The sequence below is a fragment of the Kitasatospora albolonga genome (genome assembly GCA_002082585.1).
Classification (GTDB): Bacteria; Actinomycetota; Actinomycetes; order Streptomycetales; family Streptomycetaceae; genus Streptomyces; species Streptomyces stephensoniae.
The window spans coordinates 1,858,540-1,878,881 of sequence record CP020563.1; the positions used below are offsets into that span (position 1 = coordinate 1,858,540).

Consider the following 20,342-nt stretch of genomic DNA (forward strand, 5'->3'; position numbering starts at 1 on the left):
TGTCCTCAAGCGGTCCGGTGGCCGCCCTTTCCTCAAACGCCGGACGGGCTTGAGGTGCGAGCCCGGTCGTGGGTGCCGGGCCGCCCCCGCGCAACGGTTCCGTCGTCGAGCGGCGGACGGGCGTGATGCGGTCCAGGTAGCCCGCCGTCAGTGCTATCGCCAGGCCCGCCACCGCCAGCACCGCGCCGACGAACGCCGGGGACGTCCAGCCCCAGCCCGCCGCGATGGCCACCCCGCCCAGCCAGGCGCCGCCCGCGTTGGCCAGGTTGAAGGCCGAGTGGTTGGAGGCCGAGGCCAGGGTCGGGGCGTCCTTCGCCTTGTTCATCACCAGCATCTGGAGCGGGGTCGTCGTCATGAACCCGACACCGCCCAGCAGCACCACCATCACCAGCGCCGCCCACGGCACGTGCACCGTGAACGGGAACACCACCAGCACCACCGCCAGCGCGCCGAGCGATCCGTACAGGGTCGGGCGCAGGGCCCGGTCCGTGAGCGGACCCGCGGCCAGGGCGCCCAGGGTCATCCCGATGCCGAAGAGGGCGAGGACGACGGTGACCGAGGATTCGCCGAAGCCCATCGCCTCCGTGGTCATCGCCGAGAGGTACGAGTACACCGCGAAGACCCCCGCGAAGCCGAAGACCGCCGTGAGCAGGCCGAGGAGCACCTGACGGTGGCCGAGGGCGCGGAGTTCGCTCCGTACGTCCTGGTGGGCCTCGACCGGGATACGGGGCACCAGACGGGCCAGGGCCGCCATCGCCGCCAGGCCGATCGCCGCGACGACGAGGAACGTGGCGCGCCAGCCGAGGTGCTGGCCGAGCAGGGTCGCGGCGGGTACGCCGACGATGTTGGCGACCGTCAGGCCGAGGAACATCGTCGCCACCGCCCGCGCCCGGCGGCCCTCGGCGACCAGCCGGGCGGCGACGACCGCGCCGACGCCGAAGAAGGCGCCGTGCGGGAGCCCGGCGAGGAAGCGGCCCGCGACGAGCCAGCCGAAGCCGGGGGCGAGCGCCGAGGCCAGGTTGCCGACGGTGAACAGCGCCATCAGGAGCAGCAGCATCCGCTTGCGCGGCACACGGGAGCCGAGGCCGGTGAGCAGGGGTGCGCCCACGACGACCCCGATCGCGTACGCCGACACGAGGTATCCGGCGGTCGGCACGGAGGTTCCGAGGTCGTCCGCCACATTGGGCAGCAGGCCCATCATGACGAACTCGGTCGTGCCTATGCCGAAGGCGCTCACGGCCAGGGCGAGCAGGGCCAGAGGCATGGGGAACCTTCGCAATCTCGGAGCGGGGCGGGGCGGGGCAGGACGGCGCGGGACGGGACAGGACGGAGGGCAGAACAGAGAGCCGTCGCCCCGGAGCTGGCTCCGGGCGACGGCTGGTCCCGCTTATGTGCGGTCCTGCTTATGTAAGTGACGAGAACAAATTGTCGCAGACGCCTCGCGGGGCGGTCACCACCGCACGGCGGTCACAGCTGCACGCGGGCCGCCAGCGGCAGGTGGTCGCTGTCGGTCGCGGCGAGCGTCCACGAGGACTTCGGCTCGACGCCCTTGACCATGATCTGGTCGATCCGGGCCATCGGGAACGAGGCGGGCCAGCTGAAGCCGAAGCCGTCGCCCACCGCGCCCTGAGTGGAGCGCATCTGGGAGGTGACCGCCTTCAGCGCGCGGTCGTTCATCGTGCCGTTGAGGTCGCCGAGCAGGACGACGCGCTCGACCGGTTCGTCGGCGATGGCCTCGCCGAGGGCGTCGGCGCTGTCGTCGCGCTGGTTGGCGGTGAAGCCCGCGTGCAGCTTCACCCGGACCGACGGCAGGTGGGCCACGTACACCGCGACCTCGCCCTGCGGCGCCTTGACCGTGGAGCGCATGGCCCGGGTCCAGCCCATCTTGATGTCGACCGGCCTGGTGTTGCTGAGCGGGTACTTGCTCCACAGCCCGACCGTGCCCTGGACCGAGTGGTACGGGTAGCGGGCGGCCAGCGACTTCTCGTACGTCGGCACCTGCCCGCCCGGCAGCTCCTGGAGGGCCACGACGTCGGCCCCGGAGCCCGCGACCTGCTGGGCGGTGCCGGCGGGGTCGGGGTTGCCCGCGTTGACGTTGTGGGTGGCGACGGTCAGGTCACCGCCGGTGCCGGACTTGTCGGTGATCAGGCCGCCGAAGATGTTGAGCCAGACCACGGCGGGGAGCAGCAGGGCGATCAGCGCGGTGGCGGAGCGCCGCAGCAGGGCCAGGACCAGCAGCACCGGGATGAACAGCGCGATCCACGGCAGGAACGTCTCGATGAGGCTGCCGAGGTTGCCGACCCGGTTGGGGATCTGCGCGTGGACGATCATCACCAGGGTCACCACGACGGAGCAGAGGGCCAGCACGATCCCGCGCCGCCAGATGCCCCGGTCCCGGGTCGCTCTGTTCCACAGGCTCCGGTAGCGGGTTCCGTCGGGCTGCGGGCGCTCCGCGCTGCCGTTGCCCGTGTCCGCTCCGTACGCCTGCACCATCGCGCTCGTCCTCACTGCCTTGCCGTACACATCTCCGCGCCCCTCGACCCTAGGTGATGGGCGGCGCCTTTCCCGTCGCCGACTTCCCGCGGCCCACGACGGTCCTTCGTGAGCAGGACGAGCGGAGCGGGACGGGAGGTTCCGGGCCGGGGCGGGAGGGCGGGGCTTGTGACAGAACGATCACACTCGCCGGGGAGGGAGGTACGGGGGGCGTCCCGTTCCCCGGCGCGTCAGCCGTACGTCTCTCCCCGTCCGCCTCAGCCGTACGTCCCCTCGTCCACATCAGCCGTGCGTCCCGGCCCCTGTTTCTGTTGTCGCCGGGGCCAGTCCCTGGAGCAGTGCCGTGATGATGCGGTCGGCGAGGTCGTCGGGGAGCGGTGCGTCGGGGCGGTGGACGGTACGGACCAGCATCGGGCCGACGAAGAGGTCGTCGATCAGCTCCACGTCGAGGTCGTCGCGGAGCTCCCCCGCCGCGACGGCCCGCCGGACCGCCGCCAGCATCGCCACGCGCCGGGGGGCGATCACCGTGCCGAAGTACTCGTCCCAGAGCTTCGGGTGGCTTTTCATCTGGGCGAAGATGTTGTGCAGCAGCACCGAGGAGCGCTGGGCCAGGCCCCGGGTGCGCAGGGATTCCAGCATGACGCGCAGGTCGGCGAGGCCGGCGGTGCCGGAGACCGGCGGGTCGACGGGTTCCATGTCCCGTACGACGTCGACGAAGAGCTCCTCCTTTCCCGTCCAGCGGCGGTAGATCGTGGCCTTGCCGACACCCGCCGTACGCGCGATGCGTTCGATGGAGAGGCCGGCCAGGGGTTCGCCCGCCTCCAGGAGGGTGATGACGGCGTCCAGGATGGCCCGTTCGGCGGCGGCGGAGCGGGGGCGGCCGCGGCGGGGCTCCTGGCCGTCGGGGGGCGGGGGGCAGCCGGGCCGCTCACCGTCCCGCCGCTCTTCCCGTGCCCCGTCCCGTCCGCCGTCCTGGTCCCGCACCTGAAGCCGCCTCTCGCCGTGCTCGTACGACCGTCGCCGTACGACCGTCGCGCCCGCCCCGATTCTCGCCGACCGGGGCGGGGCGGGAGGCCGGGGCCCCAGCTCGGAAGCCGCGCCCCAGCCGCCCGTCAGCTGCCCGTCAGCTCCTTCGCCGGGCGCGGGGCGGGGTCCTCCTGTACGGGTTCCTCCGTGGCCGCCGCCCGGGTCCGGCCCGGCAGGTACAGGCCGACGACCAGGGCGCCGATCAGGGCGACGGCCGCCGAGCCGAGCGCGGTCACGTGCATCGCGCCGATGAAGGCGTCGTTGGCGGCGGCGACCAGAGGCTTTCCGGCCACCGGACCGAGCTGCGCGGCGGCGCCGAGCGTGGCCTCGATGGACTCCCCCGCCACCTCCCGCACCCCGGCCGGGACCGCGCCGAGGTGGCCCTCGATGTCACCCCGGTAGACGGTGGAGAGCACCGACCCGAGGACCGCGATCCCGAGGGCTCCGCCGACCTGGCGGAAGGTGTTGTTGATGGCGGAACCGGAACCGGCCTTCTCCCGGGGCAGCGCCTGCATCACGGCCACGGTGACGGGCGGCATGATGTGCGCCATCCCGGTGCCCTGGACGAAGAAGACGAGGCACATCACCCACACCGGTGTACCGGCGTCGAACAGGGCGAACGACGCGAGCCCGGCCGCCACCAGCAGCATGCCCGCCGTGCAGACCGCACGGGCCCCGAAGCGGTCCACGACCAGCCGGGCCCGGGGCGCGAAGACCATCTGGGCGGCGGCGAGCGGAACGATCAGCAGGCCCGCCTGGAGGGCGCTGTAGCCGCGCACGCTCTGGAGGTAGAAGGCGGAGAAGAAGGTCACGCCCATGAGGGCGAAGAAGACCAGCGCTATCGCGGCGACGGCGGCGGAGAACGCGGGCTTCCGGAAGTACGTGATGTCCATCGCCGGGTGGCTGCTGCGCTTCTCGTGCCAGACGAATCCGGCCAGTACCAGCACACCGCCCGCGATGGAGAGCAGCACGGTGGTGTCGGTGAAGTCGGCCAGCTCGCCGCCCCGGATGATCCCGTACACCAGCAGGACCAGGCCGACGATGGAGAGCGCGACACCCACCGGGTCGACCCTGCCGGGCTTCGGGTCGCGGGAGTCCGGGACCAGGACCGCCATGGCGACCAGGGCGAGGACGACCACGGGGACGTTCACCAGGAAGATCGAGCCCCACCAGAAGTGCTCCAGGAGCAGCCCTCCGGTGATCGGGCCGATCGCGATGCCGAGGCCGACGCTGCCCGCCCAGATGCCGATGGCCTTGGGCTGCTCGTCGCGCTCGAAGACGTTCATCAGGACGGCGAGGGTGGCGGGCATCACGAAGGCCGCGCCGAAGCCCATCAGGGCGCGCCAGGTGATGAGTTCACCGGGCGAGGCGGAGAACGCGGCCAGCGCGGAGCCGATGCCGAAGACCAGGGTGCCGAAGAGGAGGACCTTCTTGCGGCCGACGCGGTCGCCGAGCAGACCGGCGGTGAAGAGGAGCCCGGCGAAGACGAGCGTGTAGGAGTTGATCGCCCACTCCAGCTCGCTCTGGGTGGCGCCGATGCCGGTGGGGGCGGGGCTCGCGATCGTCTTGACCGCGACGTTCAGGATCGAGTTGTCCAGCACCACGATGAGCAGGCTGAACATGAGGACGGTGAGAATCCACCAGCGGCGGCGGTGGACCGCCTCGGGTATGCGGGGCTCGGCGGCGGGCGCGGAAGCGGAGGAAGAGGGCGAGGAGGAGGAAGAGGGCGACGGTAGGGACATGGGGCGAGCCTAACCCCGTTTCGATACGAGACCGTCTCGTATTGTAAAAACTTTGCCCAACGGTCACGGCAGCCCGGGCTGTCCGGGCCGTTCGGACGGCCCGGTGCGGGCCCACTTCCCGTTTGCCCGGACGGGATGCCACCATGGAAGAGATCCGGGGACGCCGTCAGGGCGCCTCGAGATGACGAAGGAGTTCACCAGCCATGTCACTTTCGGCTGCACAGAATCCGTCCTCCCCCGCGGGTGCGTCCTCCGACAGCAGCAAGGCGCTGTACGGCGGCACGTCCACCCGCCGCATCACCGTCCACGACATCGCCGCCGCCACCGCGCGCGGCGAGAAGTGGCCCATGCTCACGGCCTACGACGCCATGACCGCGTCCGTCTTCGACGAGGCGGGCATCCCGGTCATGCTCGTCGGGGACTCGATGGGCAACTGTCACCTCGGCTACGAGACCACCGTGCCCGTCACCATGGACGAGATGGCCGTGCTCTCCGCCGCCGTCGTACGGGGCACCAGGCGCGCCCTCATCGTGGCGGACCTGCCCTTCGGTTCGTACCAGGAAGGGCCCGTCCAGGCGCTGCGCAACGCCACCCGGCTGATCAAGGAGTCCGGTGTCGGCGCGGTCAAGCTGGAGGGCGGCGAGCGGTCCCATGAGCAGATCCGGCTGCTGGTCGAGGCGGGCATCCCGGTCATGGCCCACATCGGTCTGACCCCGCAGTCCGTCAACGCCATGGGCTACCGGGTCCAGGGCCGCGGCGAGGAGGCGGCCCACCAGCTGCTGCGCGACGCCAAGGCGGTCCAGGACGCGGGCGCGTTCGCCGTCGTGCTGGAGCTCGTACCGGAGGAGCTGGCCGCCGAGGTCACCCGTACGCTGCACATCCCGACCGTCGGCATCGGCGCGGGCGCGGCGACCGACGCGCAGGTGCTCGTCTACACCGACATGGTCGGGCTGACCGGCGGCAGGGTGCCGCGCTTCACCAAGCAGTACGCGAACATGCGCCAGGTGCTCGGCGACGCGGCGAAGGAGTTCGCCGAGGAGGTCGTGGGCGGCACGTTCCCCGCGCCGGAGCACACGTTCCACTGATCCATCGGCCCACCCGGACCATTTCCCGCACCACCGACAGCCCGCCGACATCCCCCATCGGCGGGCTGTCGCGCGTCCGGGAGCGGGTGCGGGGCCGTGCGGGGCCGTGCCGTGCGAGGCCGTGCGGGCTGTGTCGGCCGGATGTCGGCGCGCTGTAGGCGGGCTGTCGGTGCGCTGTCGGTCGGCGCTGGTCCCATGGTGGGCATGGAACGCATCGGCAAGAACCCCAGGAGCGGCACGAACGCCGTCGAGGTACGGGGACTGGTCAAGCACTACGGCGAGACCAGGGCACTGGACGGCGTGGACCTCGATGTCCGCGAAGGCACCGTCCTCGGCGTGCTCGGCCCCAACGGAGCGGGCAAGACCACCCTCGTACGCTGCCTCTCGACCCTGATCACCCCGGACGCCGGGCGCGCGGTCGTCGCGGGCTTCGACGTGGTGAAGCAGCCCCGCGAGCTGCGCCGCAGGATCGGCCTGACCGGGCAGTACGCCTCGGTCGACGAGAAGCTCTCCGGCTGGGAGAACCTCTACATGATCGGGCGGCTGCTCGATCTGCCCCGCAAGCAGGCGCGGGCCCGCGCGGACGAACTTCTGGAGCGGTTCTCGCTCACCGACGCGGCCAGGCGCGCCGCCATGGAGTACAGCGGCGGCATGCGGCGCCGGCTCGACCTGGCGGCCTCGATGATCGGCAGCCCCTCCGTGCTGTACCTGGACGAGCCGACGACCGGTCTCGACCCCCGTACACGCAACGAGGTCTGGGACGAGGTGCAGCGGATGGTCGCCGAGGGCGCGACCGTGCTGCTGACCACCCAGTACATGGAGGAGGCCGAGCAGCTCGCCACGGAGCTGACGGTCATCGACCAGGGGAAGATCATCGCCCGGGGCGGGGTCGACGAGCTGAAGGCCAGGGTCGGCGGACGCACCCTGCACATCCGGCCCTCGGACCCGGCGGAGCTGCCCGCGATGGCCCAGGCGCTCCGGGAGGCCGGGCTCGACGGGGTCGCCGGGGCGCAGGCCGTACCGGACGAGGGGCTGCTGTACGTGCCCATCCTCAGCGACGAGCAGCTGACGTCCGTCATCGGGCTGCTGGGCGTACGGGGCTTCTCCCTCGCCCATGTCTCCACCGACCTGCCCAGCCTGGACGAGGTGTTCCTCGCGATCACCGGCGACAAGGCATCCCCCCTCTCCGACGCCGCTCCCCAGGAGGTCGCCGTATGAGCAGCACCACCACGACCCTGACCCCCGCCCCCGCCGGGTCCGCGGGCCCCGTACCGGCGAAGGCACCGGGGGCCGGGGAGGGCCGGATCGGGCCGCGGGCCAACCTGCGGCACATCGGGGCCCTGGCCCGGCGCAATCTGCTCCAGATCAAGAAGGACCCGGAGTCGATGTTCGACGTCCTTCTGATGCCGGTCATCTTCATCCTGCTCTTCGTGTACGTCTTCGGCGGCTCGATCGGCGCCAGCCTCGGCGGGAGTCGGCAGGACTACCTGAACTACCTCGTTCCGGGGCTGCTCGCGATGATGGGCATGAACATCTCCATGGCTGTCGGCACCGGGGTCAACGACGACTTCCGCAAGGGGGTCATGGACCGGTTCCGGACGATGCCGATCGCCCGTTCCTCGGTGCTCATCGCCAAGATCGTGGTGGAGCTGGGGCGGCTGATGGTCGCCACGGCCATCCTGCTGGCCATGGGCTTCCTTCTCGGCATGGAGCTGAAGGGCTCGGTGCTCGGGCTCCTCGGGGCCGTCGCGCTGGCCGCCGTGTTCGGCGCCGCCATCATGTGGATCTTCATCCTGCTCGGGCTGGCCATGCCGACGGCCCAGGCGGTCCAGGGGACGGCGATGATCGTGCTGATGCCGTTGCAGTTCGGCTCGTCCATCTTCGCCCCGACCCAGACCATGCCGGGCTGGCTCCAGACGTTCACCGACTACAACCCGCTCTCCAACCTCGCGGACGCGGTGCGCGGGCTCATGATGGGCGGCCCGGTCGCCGGTTCGGTCTGGGCGACGCTCGCCTGGGCCACCGGGATCACGGTGGTGATGGCGCCGCTGGCGGTCGCCAAGTTCCGCAAGAAGACCTGAACCACGGGTCGTTACGCCGACGGGTCCCGCCGGTACGTCTCCACCAGGGCGGTGGCCTCATCGAGCGTGAGGCCACCGCCCTCCTCGTACGCCGTCGTGTACGCCTCCTCGTCGAGCCGGGCCCGCACCGCCCGCTCCGCCTCGGCGAGGTTCCGGCCGTCCATGGCGCTCACCACGTACCCGGGAGGCAGCAGCGCCGCCTGGAGGCCGAGCAGCCGGGCGGCGGTCTCCGGAGCCCCCGGGGCGTCGAACCCGGCGAGCGCACGGGCCATCGTGATCAGCTGCATGGAGGCCGCGTGCGGGGCCATCAGCGCCGAGAGCCGGTCCCGGGAACTGTTCAGCGCGGTCAGCGCGGTGTCGAGCGCGGAGGCGTACGCGCCGTCCAGATTGTCCAGCCAGGCGAGCGCCCCGATCACGAACCCGTCGAAGACGGCGACCATGTTGGACTCGTAGTCCTTGCGCAGCAGGACCAGCTGCTCACGCGCCTCGGCCACCCGCCCCTGGTGTCCGAGCAGGAAACCCCAGTACAGCCGGGCGACCGTCACCGCCTCCGGGCTGTCGAACCGCCCGTCCTCCACGATGTCGCGCAGGATGGCCTCGGCCTCCTCGAAGCGGCCGAGTTCGGTGAGGGCCCCGGCGTACCGCGCCCGCAACACCGCCACCTGGGCCAGGGCGCCGAGCGCCCGCGCGTGGCCGACCGCGGCGAGGTAGCTCTCGGCCGCCGCGGCGAAGTCGCCCGCCCGCTCCTGCGCCTCGCCCCGGGAGGAGTGCGCCTCGGCGGCCCCCCAGTCGTCGCCGAGGCGGACGAAGATCTCCAGGGACTCGTCGGTGTCGGCCAGCGCCTCCCCCGCCCAGTCGGGGCGGTTGGCCAGAATCCTGGCGCGCATCTCCAGCGCCGCGCCGAGCTCCCACTCGTAACCGAACTCCCGGGAGGCCCGGACCGTCGTGTCCAGCAGTTCGCGCAGCTCTTCGACCTCGCCGGTGAGCAGGAACGCGAACAGCCAGTACGAGACGGGGGCCCGGCAGGTCTGCGGCTGCCCGGGCCGGTAGGTGCGGGTGATGGTCCGCAGCCGCTCCTGACCGGCCTGGCCCTGCCACTCGTCCAACAGCCGGTCCGAGCTGATCAGCCGGATCAGCGCCACTCCGCGCCGCGCCTCCTCCACCTGTTCCGGGACCCAGGGCGGCGGCCGGTCGGTGGTCCGCTCCAGCAGGGAGGGGGCCTGGACGCCGGGCGGGGCGAAGGGGTCGGGGCCGAGGCCGGCCACCGCCGCGGACCACTGGCGGGCCTCGGCGTTCAGATCGCGCATCAGCCAGTACCAGGACAGCGAGAGCACCAGGCAGAGCCCCTCCTGCTCCTCCCGGGCGGCGACGGCGTGGCGCAGCGCGGTGCGCAGGTTCTCGTACTCGCGGCGGAAGAGCTCGATGGCCGCCCGCTGTCCGGCGCCGCGCAGCATCGGCCCCGTGGTGCGGGCCAGTTCGCGGTAGTGGACCAGGTGGCGCCGCTCGACGGCCGCCCGCTCGCCCGCCTCCACCAGCCGCTCGGCGGCGTACTCCCCGACGGTCTCCAGCAGCCGGTAGCGCATCTCCGCGTCCTCGCCGGGCGCGGCGACGACGAGGGACTTGTCGACCAGGGAGCCGAGCAGGGCGGCGACTTCGAGGGAGTCGACGGCGACCCCGTCGGCCGGGGCGGGCAGGGCGCACACCTCCTCGGCGGCGGCGAGGGAGCAGCCGCCCGCGAAGACGGCGAGGCGGCGCAGGACGGCCCGTTCGGCCCCGTCCAGCAGCTCCCAGGACCAGTCGACGACCGCGCGCAGGGTCTGCTGGCGGGGCAGCACGGTCCGGCTGCCGCTGGTGAGGAGGCGGAAACGGTCGTCCAGCCGGTCGGCGATCTGGCGGGGGGTGAGCATCCGCAGCCGGGCGGCGGCCAGTTCGATGGCGAGCGGCAGCCCGTCGAGGCGGCGGCAGATCTCGGCGCAGGCGGCAGCGGTCTCCTCGTCGGCGTCGGTACGGAACCCGGGCCGGGCGGCGGCCCCGCGCTCGGCGAGGAGGCGGAGCGCCATCGGGTCGGGGAGCGGTTCGACGGGGCGCACGAACTCGCCCGGCACGCCGAGGGGTTCGCGGCTCGTCGCGAGGACGGTGAGCTGCGGGCAGTGGGTGAGGAGGTGGTCGGCGAGGGCGGCGGCCGCCTCGATCACATGCTCGCAGTTGTCCAGGAGGAGAAGCATGCGGCGCCGGGAGCAGTGCTCGGTGAGCCGTACGAGGGGGTCGCCGGTGTCGTGGTCGGCGGCGGCCCGCAGCTCCTCGGCCCCGGCGCCCCGGAGCACGGTCTCCCGGGCGCCGAGCGCGCTGAGGACGGCCTCGGGCACGGCGTCCGGATCGTCCACGGGGGCCAGCTCCGCCAGCCAGACCCCGTCGGGCCAGGCACCGGCGGCGGCCTCGGCGGTCTCCTGCGACAGCCGCGTCTTCCCCGCGCCACCGGGACCGAGGAGGGTGACGAGCCGGGTCCGGGTGAGGTCCTCCCGCAGCGCGGCCATGTCGGGCCCGCGCCCGACGAAGCTGGTGAGCCGCGCGCGGAGGTTGCCGGGCGGGGGCGGGGGGTCTGTGGGGGCGGAGGCCGGTGGCGGGCTTGTGGAGGTGGGGACCGCGGAGGCCGGTGGGGGGCCGGCGGCCAGGGCAGGTCGGGGTTCCTGGCGGTGCGCGCTTCCGTACGCGGCGGACCCGGGCCCGGACGCCTCGCGGCCGGGACCTCCGTACCCCGCCGGGGCGGGCCCGGTCTCCTGGTGGAGGAGTTCTCCGTACAGGCCGCGCAGTTCGGGCCCCGGGTCGGTGCCGAGGCGTTCGGAGAGTACGGTGCGGACCTCCTCGTACGCCGCCAGCGCCTCGGCCGTGCGGCCCGCGTCCCGCAGGGCCCTGACGCGCAGGGCCTGGAGCGGTTCGTCGAGCGGGTGGGCGGCGCAGAGCGCGGTCAGCTCCCACAGCGCCTCGTCCGCCCGGCCGAGGACGCGCAGTGCCTCCAGCCTGGCCCGCCGGGCGCCGAGCCTGCGGGACTCCAGGCGGGACGCGGGCGCCGTACGGTCGGGGAGGTCGGCGAGCGGGGCCCCGCCCCAGAGTGCGAGGGCCTCGTCAAGGACGGTGAGGGCCCTGTCCGCCTCCCCCTGCTCCAGGGCCCGGCTCCCCTCCCCCGCCAGCCGCTCGAAGCGGTGCAGGTCCACGGCGTCCGGTGCGGCGGCGAGCCGGTAGCCGCCCTCCACCGACTCGACGGCGCTCCGGCCCAGGGCCCGCCGCAGCCGCCCGACCAGGGCCTGGAGCGCGCCGGGGGCGTCGGCTGGCGGGTCGCCGTCCCACACCTCGTCCACGAGGGCCCCGGCCGGTACGGTCCGTCCGGGGCGCAGCGCGAGAACGGTGAGCAGGGCGCGCAGCCGCGCCCCGCCGAGGGCGACGGCCGTACCGTCGTCGCGGAGTGCCCGGGTGGTGCCGAGGATGCAGTAGCGCACGGGCCCATTGTCGTGGACGGCGGCGGGCGCCGTGTTGACCGGGTGGAACTCCTGCCCGGGTCCGCGTCGTTCCCGCCGTGTCGGCGTACGTGTCGGCGTACGTGTCGGCTCGGCGTACGTACGATGTCGCCGCCGTTCCCCACAGCCCCAGGAGTCGTGTGCCGATGACCACCACCGCAGCCACCCGCGGCGACCGGAGAATCAGCCCGGTCTTCCTCGGGATCGCCGCCGTCACCGCAGTCGCGGGCTGGGCCGTGTGGACGGGGACCGGCGGCGCCACCGGCTTCGCGGTCTTCCTCTTCGTCACCGGGGCGTGGATCGTCTCGCTCTGCCTCCACGAGTACGCCCACGCCCGCACGGCCCTGCACAGCGGGGACCTCTCGGTCGGGGCGAAGGGCTATCTGACGCTCAACCCGCTGAAGTACACGCACGCCCTGCTCAGCATCGTGCTGCCGGTCCTCTTCGTGGTCATGGGCGGGATCGGCCTGCCCGGCGGCGCGGTCTACATCGAGCGGGCCCGTATCCACGGCCGCTGGAAGCACAGCCTGATCTCGGCGGCGGGCCCGCTGACGAACGTGGCGTTCGCGATCGTGTGCACGGCCCCGTTCTGGCTGGACGCGCTCGACGGGGTGCCGCTCGCCTTCCGGTACGCGCTGGCGTTCCTGGCGATGCTCCAGGTGACGGCGGCGATCCTGAACTCCCTGCCGATCCCGGGGCTCGACGGCTACGGGGTGATCGAGCCCTGGCTGTCGTACAAGATCCGCCGCCAGGTGGAGCCGATCGCGCCGTTCGGGCTGATCGCCGTGTTCGCGATCCTGTGGATTCCCGGCGTGAACATGGTCTTCTTCGACGGGATCGACGCGCTGCTGGGCCTCCTGGGCGTCGACGACCTCCAGCGGTACTGCGGCTACGACCTCTACCGCTTCTGGCGGGCGTTCTTCGACGAGCAGAACCCGGTCTGCGCGGCGGGGTGACCGCGCAGACCCGTCCCCCTCACACGGCGGCAGCAGCAGCCGGTTCCGTACGGGAGCCTCGCCGTCGGCCCTCGCGCAGGGCGGCGGCGAGGATCGCCACGGCCACACCGCCGAACGCCCACGCGCCGAGAATCCACAGCGCCCCGGTGGTGGCGCTGCCGTCGAAGTAGACGGTGTTGCGCACCACGGTCGTCCCGGCCCCCGGCGGCAGGGCCTGGCCGATCGCGGCCCAGAACGGAGGCAGCAGCGAGGACGGGTACACCCCGCCGGAGCTGGGGTTGCCCAGGATCGTGAAGATCAGGATGGTGAGGCCCAGGCCGACCGTGCCCGCCACCGACTGGAGGGCGACGCCCACGGCCCCGGAGGCGAACACCACCAGGGTGCCGATGCCGACCAGCTCCCAGAACGCGCCCGGCAGGCAGTGCAGCACCGGACCCACGATGATCGCGCCGCCGATGCCCGAGGCGAAGCCGTACGGGAGCATCGCGGCCAGCCGGACCAGGGTGCGGCGCAGGGTGGGCTTCTTGGAACCGGCCGCCATGTTCAGGGCCGATGCGGCGAGGTAGCCGCCGATCGTCCAGCTGAGGACGAGGTAGAAGGACGACAGGCCGCGCGAGTCGCCCTCGGCGGGCGGGCGGATGTCCCGTACGACGATCGTACGGTTCTGGGCGCGGGCGACCTCCTGGAGGATCTCCGTGGCCGCCGTGGTGGCCGACGGCCCGCCCGCCGAGGCGACGAGCAGGGTGTCGGTGCGCCCGGCCGGGTCCACCACGTAGGCCGCGTCGGTGCTCCGGTCCAGCAGCCGCGCCCGGGCCTCGGCGCGGCTCGCGGCGGGGGTGACCTGGAGGGGGTCGCCGGGCAGGGCGTCCAGCCGGGCCACCAGGTCCCGTTCCACGGCGGGCGGCGCGACCAGGGTGATGGGCACCTTGTGCGGCTCGGGTGCGTGGAAGGCGCCCATGTAGGAGAGGGCGAAGCCCAGTTGCAGGAGGAGCACCCCGAGCATGACGAGCGCGGACCGGGTGGAGACGGCGTCGCGCACCTCCCCGAGGAAGCCCCGGGCCGGGGTGTCCGTGCCGGGCCCTGTCCGTACGGTCGATCCGGACCCGAAGCCCCGGCCGACGTCCCTGCCGCCTCCGGCGTCCCCGCCGCCCCTGTCGTCCCTCGCGTCTGCCACGCGGTCCTCCCTCGTCGTGCTCGCCACGGCCGTGGCGAGGCCGTCACATGGTCGGCCCCGGGCGGCGCCCGGTCCCGGGGGCACGCCCACGGGGAGGGGCGCTCGACCCGATCGGCGGAGAGGTGAGGAGGGGGAGGAGGGGGTGAGGGGCCCGTCAGGCGGCGTCGGCGGACGACGCCGTCATGCGGTGCCTGCGTACGTAGTACCAGACCATGTTCGACGAGAGCCCCGCGATCAGCACCCAGACGATCCCGAGCAGGCTGCCCTGGACGAAGGAGACCACGGCCGCCGTGACGGCGAGGACGCAGACGATGAGGGCGTAGAGGGCGAGGCGGGGCATGGGGGGCGGCTCCTGTCGGGAACGGTCGCGGTCCCGTCCAGTGTCCCCCATGCCCCGTTGTGCCCCGCCCCTGCCCTGCCCCGGCCCCCACCGCCGTACCGGGATCGCCCCGCGGGTCAGACGTCGGTGGTGCGCAGGCCCGCGTGGGCCTTGTAGCGGCGGTTGACCGAGATCAGGTTGGCCACCAGCGACTCGACCTGGTGGGCGTTGCGGAGCCGTCCCGCGAAGATGCCGCGCATCCCGGGGATACGGCCCGCCAGCGCCTGCACGATGTCGGTGTCGGCCCGTACCTCGCCCAGGACCAGGACGTCGGTGTCGATCTCCTCGATGGACTCGTCCTGGAGCAGCACCGCCGAGAGGTGGTGGAAGGCGGCCGTGACCCGGGAGTCCGGCAGCAGGGCGGCGGCCTGCTCGGCGGCGCTGCCCTCCTCCGGCTTGAGGGCGTAGGCGCCCTTCTTGTCGAAGCCGAGCGGGTTGACGCAGTCGATGACGAGCTTGCCCGCGAGCTCCTCGCGCAGGGACTCCAGGGTCTTGGCGTGGCCGTCCCACGGCACGGCGACGATCACGATGTCGCTGCGCCGGGCGCACTCCGCGTTGTCCGTGCCCTCGATGCCGTGGCCGAGCTCCGCCGCCGCCCCGGCGGCCCGTCCGGCGTCCCGGGAGCCGAGGGTGACCCGCTGTCCGGCGCGGGCGAGCCGGTAGGCGAGGCCGCGCCCCTGCGGGCCGGTCCCGCCGAGTACGCCGACGCTCAGGCCGGAGACGTCAGGGAGGTCCCAGGGGTCCTTGGCGGGGGGCTTGGGCGCGCCGCCGCCACTGCTGTCCTGTGTAGTCATGGGCCGACCCTACTGCCAGGTAGGGCCCGGAATCCCGCCCCGGGACCCGGCGGCATCCCGCCGGTGCGGCCCCCGCACCAGCCCTCCCCCGGTCCTCCGTTCGGGTGACGGGGAGGCGTGCGGGCGCCGCCGGGCGGAGGGCGGGGGCAGGATGCCGGGCCATGGATGCCGTACGTGTCGCCCTGCTCCGTGACGTCCTGGCCGGGACCAGGTGGCCGGCCGCCGCCCGCCGGTTCGGGCTGGCACTGCGCTCGTCCGTCGTCCCGCGGGGCGGCGGGCTTCTGCTGGTGGGGACCGAGGCGTACGAGCCCTGGCACCTGGCGGCCCACCTGACCGACGAGTCGGCCTGGTCCGGGCTGCCGGAGCTGGCGCCCACGCTGGTACGGCACCGGGTGGCGCCGGACGACCCGGCCCACCTGGCGGCCGGGCTCGGCCGGATCGAGGCGGCGGGGCGCGGGGCGACCGTGCTGCTCGTCGCGCCGGAGCGGCCGGACGGCGGGCTGCTGGAGCGGGTGCACGACGCGCGGCGGGCCGGGGCGCGGGTGCTGGCCCTGGACGGCGGTGACCCGGAGGTCGGCGGGCTGGCCCACGAGACGCTGGTGGTCCCGGAGGGCGACGCGGTGGACCTGGACATCGTGCAGCACCTGGTGAGCGCGGCGGCCGGGGAGAACGGCGGGGCGGCGGCGCGCGGTGGCCCGGGGGCGCGCGGCGGCCGCGCCTTCCGGGACCGGCTCTCCCGCCTCGCCGACCGGCTGACGGAGCCACCGCCGACGCGGTGGTGAGGGGCGGGGCGTGGCGGTGGCGCGGGGCGCGTATCCGGCCATCGGGAAAGCCGCCCGCGCGAAATCGGTTTGCCCGGAGTGCCCGGCAGTACCGATCATGGCCCTTCGTGACCGAAGCTCCCCCTGCCTCCCCGCGCCCGGCCCGGCTCCGTGCCCTGCTGCCGGACCTCTCCCCGTGGCACTCCTCGCGCGACTTCCGGCTGCTGTGGCTCCAGGGGCTGATCACGTACTTCGGCAGCTTCATGGCCCTCATCGCGCTGCCGCTCCAGATCAAGCACCTCACCGGCTCGCCGCTCGCGGTCGGGGCGATGGGGGCGGTGGAGCTGGTGCCGCTGGTGGTCTTCGGGCTGTACGGCGGGGCGCTCGCCGATGCCGTGGACCGGCGCCGGGTCATCCTGCTCACCGAGGCGGGGCTCGGCGTGCTCGCCGCGATCCTGCTGGTGAACGCGTTGCTTCCGGAGCCGCTGCTGTGGCCGCTGTACGTGGTGGCAGGCGGGGTCGCCGCGCTGGCCGGGCTCCAGCGGCCCGCGCTGGACTCCCTGATGGCCCGGATCGTGCCGCACGCCCAGCAGACGGCGGCGGCCGCGCTGAACTCGCTGCGCTGGCAGGTCGGGGCGATCGCGGGCCCGGCGCTGGCCGGTCTGGTGGTGGCGTACGCCGGTCACGGCACGGCGTACGCGGTGACGGTGTGCACGTTCGCCGTCTCCGTCGTGCTCTGTCTGCGCCTCACCCCGGCGCCGCCCGCCGAGGAGGCGCAGAAGCCGTCGCTGCGCGGGATCGTCGAGGGGGCCCGGTACGCCTGGAGCCGACCGGTGCTGCTGGGGACGTACGCGATCGACCTGGCGGCGATGTTCTTCGCCTTCCCGAACACCATCTTCCCGTTCCTGGCGGACGAGCTGGACGCCCAGTGGTCGCTGGGGCTGATGTACTCGGCGGGCGCGGTGGGCTCGCTGGCGCTGGGGCTGACCAGCGGCTGGACGTCCCGGGTGCGCAGGCACGGGCTGTTCGTGGTGTTCGGCGCGGCGGTGTGGGGGCTGGCCATCGCGGCGGCGGGCTGGTTCTCCAGCGTGTGGGTGGTGCTGCTCTGCCTGGGCGTGGCGGGGGCGGGCGACATGCTGAGCGGGCTGGGGCGGGCGACCATCTGGAACCAGACCATCCCGGACGAGCTGCGCGGGCGGCTGGCGGGCATCGAGGTGCTCTCGTACAGCGTGGGGCCGCAGCTGGGTCAGGTGCGGGCCGGGGCGATGGCGGGGTGGACGGGGACCCGGTCGGCGATCTGGACGGGCGGGGTGGCGTGCGTGGCGTCGGTGGCGCTGCTGACGGCCGCGCTGCCGAAGCTGGTGCGGTACGACTCGGAGACGGACGAGGACGCGGTGCGGAGGCGGGAGACCCGGGCGGAGGGGTGACCCGGGCCCGGCCGGGCGGCCGGACTCCCGGGGCTCCGCCCCGTACCCCGCTCCTCGAACGCCGGAGGGGCTGAAAAAGACGTCCTGAATCGCCGGACGGGCTGGAAAGTGCGGTCTCAACCTCCGGAGGGGCGAGGGGGCGGTCTCAATCGCCGGACGGGCCGGACTTGCCCTTGTCCTCGTCGTGCCACTTGGGGTCCGTCTCCCACTCCAGGTTCCGTTCGCGGGCCGTGTCCATCGCGTGCTCGGCGGCCTCGCGGGAGGTGTAGGGGCCGAACCGGTTCTGGGCGGGGCACTCCGGGCCCTCCTCGACCTTCTTGTGCTGGAGGCAGTAGTACCACTCGCCCGGTTTGCCGACCGTGCGCTTCTTGAACAGGGCCATCGACAGCTCCTTTCCTTATCGCCATGGTGCCCCGCGGTCGCTGGTTAGACTCGCTGGCATGTCTGGCCAGTCGCTTCTCGTACCAGGGGAGATCACTCCCGTCCGTTCCGTACCCGGAAACATCCGGCGCCCCGAGTACGTGGGGAAGCCGGCTCCGAAGCCGTACACCGGCCCGGAGATCCAGGACGCCGACACCATCGAGCGGATGCGGATCGCGGGCCGCATCGCCGCTCGGGCGATGGAGGAGGCCGCCAAGCACATCGCCCCGGGCGTCACCACGGACGAGCTCGACCGGGTCGCGCACGAGTTCATGATCGACCACGGCGCGTACCCCTCCACCCTCGGCTACCGGGGCTTCCCGAAGTCGCTGTGCAGCTCGCTCAACGAGGTCATCTGCCACGGCATCCCCGACTCCACCGTGCTGCGCGACGGGGACATCGTGAACCTCGACGTCACCGCGTACATCAACGGGGTGCACGGCGACAACAACGCCACCTACCTCTGCGGTGAGGTGGACGAGGAGTCGCGGCTGCTCGTCGAGCGCACCCGGGAGTCGCTGAACCGGGCCATCAAGGCGGTCAGGCCGGGGCGGCAGATCAACGTCATCGGCCGGGTCATCGAGTCGTACGCGAAGCGGTTCGGCTACGGGGTCGTGCGCGACTTCACCGGGCACGGGATCAACTCCTCGTTCCACTCCGGTCTGATCATCCCGCACTACGACAGTCCGCAGGCGACGACCGTGATGCAGCCGGGGATGACGTTCACCATCGAGCCGATGCTGACGCTGGGCACCCACGAGTACGACATGTGGGAGGACGGCTGGACCGTGGTGACGAAGGACCGGAAGCGGACCGCGCAGTTCGAGCACACGCTGGTGGTCACGGAGACCGGTGCGGAGATCCTGACCCTGCCGTAATCGGGACAAAAAGTCCTCAGGGGGGCCGCCCCCTGTTTTGTCGCGTATTTTTTTACCGACAAGCAGTCGGGAACCAGTTGACTTAGGTAAACCTAAGTAGGAGGATCGGGCATACCGGCACGCGCCGCCGCAGCGTTGCGGCGGTCGCCTGCCGATATTTCCGTCTCTTTCTGGACTTCCCGTCCCCCTCGGCCCCGGAGGCCCACCTTGGACGCAACCGCAACCGCCACCGTCACTCCCTTCTCGACGCTCATCCGCACCGCGTCGCACGAGCAGCACACCGAGGCCGAGACCTCGACCTTCATGGGTGACCTGCTCGGCGGGCGGCTGGGCGTGGACGCGTACACGCGCTACACCGAGCAGCTGTGGTTCGTCTACCGGGCGCTGGAGGAAGGCGCGGAGGCCCTGCGGAACGACCCGGTCGCGGGCCCCTTCATACAGCCCGAGCTGATGCGCTCCACCGAGCTGGAGCGCGACCTCGCCCACCTGCGCGGGGAGAACTGGCGCGAGGGCCTGGAGCCGCTGCCCGCCACCGCCGCGTACGCCGCCCGGGTCACCGAGTGCGCCCGCACCTGGCCCGCCGGATACATCGCGCACCACTACACCCGTTACCTCGGCGACCTCTCGGGCGGCCAGATCATCCGCGACAAGGCGGAGAAGACCTGGGGCTTCGAGCGCAAGGGCGACGGCGTGCGGTTCTACGTCTTCGAGGAGATCGGCAACCCCGCCGCCTTCAAGCGGAACTACCGCGAGCTGCTGGACGGCGTGAACGCGGACGACCTGGAGAAGCAGCGGATCATCGAGGAGTGCAAGCGCGCCTTCGCGCTGAACACCGCGGTCTTCCGGGAGCTGGGCGAGGTGTTCCCGCTCAGCGCGTAACCCCCGTACCGGTCATAGCGCTTGCGGCCGCCCGGGTTCAGCCCGGGCGGCCATCAGGACGCGGCCCCCTACCTCCACCGTGCCGTCCGGCGCGGGAGCTGTGAGGATCTGGGAGCCGCGTCCTTGTGTGATGTTCAGGGCCCGGCCCAGGTGCGCGCTCAGCAGCATGGCCGCCGCGCCCGTCGCCTCGTCCTCGACGATGTCCTCCCCGCGCCGGGGGAAGGCCCGCGCGCGGACCCGCCCCGCCGCCTCGTCCTCCCAGGCCCAGACGTAGAGCCAGCCCTCCCCCGGTGGCGGCCCCGGCAGCGCCTCCACCTCCTCCGCCGTCGCGTACTGCTGGAACGTGCGCGGCGGGGCCCATTCGGGGCGCGCGGTGATCCAGGTGAACTCCCCGTCCTGGCGGGCGAACACGTCCCCGACGGCCAGCTCCAGGATCTCCAGGTCCAGCAGCCAGGCCGCGCCGACGAGCGGGTGCCCGGCGAACGGCAGCCGCAGCCCGGGGGCGTGGATGTCCACCCTGCCCCGCTCCGGGTCGTCGACGAACACGGTCTCGCTGAAGCCCAGTTGCCGGGCCAGCCGCTGCCGGGACGCCTCGTCGGGGTGGCTGCGCCCGTCGCGTACGACGCCCAGCGCGTTGCCGTGGCGCCCGTCGGGTCCGCAGAACACCCGCAGGACGTCGATGCCCCGGGGTACGTTGTCGTGGTCGTTCACCTGGTTCACGTGCGCATTCAAGCA

General features: G+C 73.0%; 17 protein-coding genes and 1 pseudogene. 8 read left to right on the top strand and 10 right to left on the bottom strand.

The window, feature by feature from the left end:
* Positions 1-127: 127 nt before the first annotated feature.
* The 4 genes and pseudogenes from B7C62_08030 to B7C62_08045 form a co-directional block, all read right to left on the bottom strand.
* Positions 128-1,264, bottom strand: a pseudogene (locus B7C62_08030) (MFS transporter).
* Between the two features lie 203 nt (positions 1,265-1,467).
* Positions 1,468-2,493 carry a hypothetical protein gene (locus B7C62_08035; protein ARF72228.1) on the bottom strand — a complete coding sequence of 342 codons (1,026 nt, stop codon included), beginning with the start codon at positions 2,491-2,493 and terminating at the stop codon, positions 1,468-1,470.
* Between the two features lie 282 nt (positions 2,494-2,775).
* Positions 2,776-3,477, bottom strand: coding sequence for a TetR family transcriptional regulator (locus B7C62_08040; GenBank protein ID ARF72229.1), 702 nt, complete (start codon positions 3,475-3,477; stop codon positions 2,776-2,778).
* Between the two features lie 128 nt (positions 3,478-3,605).
* On the bottom strand, positions 3,606-5,261 hold the full coding sequence (locus B7C62_08045) for an MFS transporter (GenBank protein ARF72230.1): 1,656 nt from the start codon (positions 5,259-5,261) through the stop codon (positions 3,606-3,608).
* A 203-nt stretch (positions 5,262-5,464) separates the two neighbouring features.
* Here B7C62_08045 and B7C62_08050 point away from each other — a divergent pair, with 203 nt between their 5' ends.
* The 3 genes from B7C62_08050 (at position 5,465) to B7C62_08060 (ending at position 8,427) form a co-directional block, all read left to right on the top strand.
* The gene (locus B7C62_08050) at positions 5,465-6,346 is read left to right on the top strand and encodes a 3-methyl-2-oxobutanoate hydroxymethyltransferase (protein ID ARF72231.1); all 882 of its coding nucleotides are present in this window, start codon (positions 5,465-5,467) and stop codon (positions 6,344-6,346) included.
* A gap of 195 nt (positions 6,347-6,541) precedes the next feature.
* Entirely contained in the window at positions 6,542-7,564 is a 1,023-nt protein-coding gene (locus B7C62_08055) for a daunorubicin/doxorubicin resistance ABC transporter ATP-binding protein DrrA (protein ID ARF72232.1), read from the top strand.
* Positions 7,561-8,427 (top strand): ABC transporter, encoded by an 867-nt coding sequence (locus B7C62_08060; protein ARF72233.1) that lies wholly within the window; start codon positions 7,561-7,563, stop codon positions 8,425-8,427. The genes B7C62_08055 and B7C62_08060 overlap by 4 nt, the downstream gene beginning before the upstream one ends.
* Before the next feature lie 11 nt (positions 8,428-8,438).
* On the opposite strand, the gene B7C62_08065 is transcribed toward B7C62_08060, so the two are convergent.
* A complete protein-coding gene (locus B7C62_08065) occupies positions 8,439-11,921 on the bottom strand; it encodes an AfsR family transcriptional regulator (protein ID ARF72234.1) in 3,483 nt (1,160 codons plus the stop codon).
* Positions 11,922-12,085: 164 nt separating this feature from the next.
* Between B7C62_08065 and B7C62_08070 the strand changes: the two genes are divergently transcribed.
* On the top strand, positions 12,086-12,895 hold the full coding sequence (locus tag B7C62_08070; protein ARF72235.1) for a hypothetical protein: 810 nt from the start codon (positions 12,086-12,088) through the stop codon (positions 12,893-12,895).
* A 19-nt stretch (positions 12,896-12,914) separates the two neighbouring features.
* Here B7C62_08070 and B7C62_08075 read toward each other — a convergent pair whose 3' ends face one another.
* From B7C62_08075 to B7C62_08085, 3 genes are all read right to left on the bottom strand, one after another.
* Entirely contained in the window at positions 12,915-13,934 is a 1,020-nt protein-coding gene (locus tag B7C62_08075) for a DUF3533 domain-containing protein (GenBank protein ARF77039.1), read from the bottom strand.
* 289 nt (positions 13,935-14,223) lie between these two features.
* Entirely contained in the window at positions 14,224-14,409 is a 186-nt protein-coding gene (locus B7C62_08080) for a hypothetical protein (GenBank protein ARF72236.1), read from the bottom strand.
* 116 nt (positions 14,410-14,525) lie between these two features.
* The gene (locus tag B7C62_08085; GenBank protein ARF72237.1) at positions 14,526-15,242 is read right to left on the bottom strand and encodes an NADPH-dependent F420 reductase; all 717 of its coding nucleotides are present in this window, start codon (positions 15,240-15,242) and stop codon (positions 14,526-14,528) included.
* Between the two features lie 161 nt (positions 15,243-15,403).
* Between B7C62_08085 and B7C62_08090 the strand changes: the two genes are divergently transcribed.
* Together B7C62_08090 and B7C62_08095 are read left to right on the top strand one after the other, a co-directional pair.
* A complete protein-coding gene (locus B7C62_08090; GenBank protein ID ARF72238.1) occupies positions 15,404-16,024 on the top strand; it encodes a hypothetical protein in 621 nt (206 codons plus the stop codon).
* A gap of 107 nt (positions 16,025-16,131) precedes the next feature.
* On the top strand, positions 16,132-17,430 hold the full coding sequence (locus tag B7C62_08095) for an MFS transporter (GenBank protein ARF72239.1): 1,299 nt from the start codon (positions 16,132-16,134) through the stop codon (positions 17,428-17,430).
* Between the two features lie 145 nt (positions 17,431-17,575).
* Here the strand turns inward: B7C62_08095 and B7C62_08100 are convergent, their stop codons facing one another.
* On the bottom strand, positions 17,576-17,812 hold the full coding sequence (locus B7C62_08100; protein ARF72240.1) for a hypothetical protein: 237 nt from the start codon (positions 17,810-17,812) through the stop codon (positions 17,576-17,578).
* Positions 17,813-17,870: 58 nt separating this feature from the next.
* Between B7C62_08100 and B7C62_08105 the strand changes: the two genes are divergently transcribed.
* Together B7C62_08105 and B7C62_08110 are read left to right on the top strand one after the other, a co-directional pair.
* Positions 17,871-18,728 carry a type I methionyl aminopeptidase gene (locus B7C62_08105; GenBank protein ID ARF72241.1) on the top strand — a complete coding sequence of 286 codons (858 nt, stop codon included), beginning with the start codon at positions 17,871-17,873 and terminating at the stop codon, positions 18,726-18,728.
* A 207-nt stretch (positions 18,729-18,935) separates the two neighbouring features.
* A complete protein-coding gene (locus B7C62_08110) occupies positions 18,936-19,607 on the top strand; it encodes a biliverdin-producing heme oxygenase (GenBank protein ARF72242.1) in 672 nt (223 codons plus the stop codon).
* Between the two features lie 12 nt (positions 19,608-19,619).
* Here B7C62_08110 and B7C62_08115 read toward each other — a convergent pair whose 3' ends face one another.
* A complete protein-coding gene (locus tag B7C62_08115) occupies positions 19,620-20,318 on the bottom strand; it encodes a phenazine biosynthesis protein PhzC/PhzF (GenBank protein ID ARF77040.1) in 699 nt (232 codons plus the stop codon).
* Positions 20,319-20,342: the final 24 nt, after the last annotated feature.

What these genes read in the sequence shown, in the direction of transcription:
- B7C62_08035 (ARF72228.1), bottom strand. Translation starts at nt 2,493, where the DNA reads ATGGTGCAGGCGTACGGAGCGGACACGGGCAACGGCAGCGCGGAGCGC.
- B7C62_08045 (ARF72230.1), bottom strand. Translation starts at nt 5,261, where the DNA reads ATGTCCCTACCGTCGCCCTCTTCCTCCTCCTCGCCCTCTTCCTCCGCT.
- B7C62_08050 (ARF72231.1), top strand. Translation starts at nt 5,465, where the DNA reads ATGTCACTTTCGGCTGCACAGAATCCGTCCTCCCCCGCGGGTGCGTCC.
- B7C62_08055 (ARF72232.1), top strand. Translation starts at nt 6,542, where the DNA reads ATGGTGGGCATGGAACGCATCGGCAAGAACCCCAGGAGCGGCACGAAC.
- B7C62_08060 (ARF72233.1), top strand. Translation starts at nt 7,561, where the DNA reads ATGAGCAGCACCACCACGACCCTGACCCCCGCCCCCGCCGGGTCCGCG.
- B7C62_08070 (ARF72235.1), top strand. Translation starts at nt 12,086, where the DNA reads ATGACCACCACCGCAGCCACCCGCGGCGACCGGAGAATCAGCCCGGTC.
- B7C62_08080 (ARF72236.1), bottom strand. Translation starts at nt 14,409, where the DNA reads ATGCCCCGCCTCGCCCTCTACGCCCTCATCGTCTGCGTCCTCGCCGTC.
- B7C62_08085 (ARF72237.1), bottom strand. Translation starts at nt 15,242, where the DNA reads ATGACTACACAGGACAGCAGTGGCGGCGGCGCGCCCAAGCCCCCCGCC.
- B7C62_08090 (ARF72238.1), top strand. Translation starts at nt 15,404, where the DNA reads ATGGATGCCGTACGTGTCGCCCTGCTCCGTGACGTCCTGGCCGGGACC.
- B7C62_08100 (ARF72240.1), bottom strand. Translation starts at nt 17,812, where the DNA reads ATGGCCCTGTTCAAGAAGCGCACGGTCGGCAAACCGGGCGAGTGGTAC.
- B7C62_08105 (ARF72241.1), top strand. Translation starts at nt 17,871, where the DNA reads ATGTCTGGCCAGTCGCTTCTCGTACCAGGGGAGATCACTCCCGTCCGT.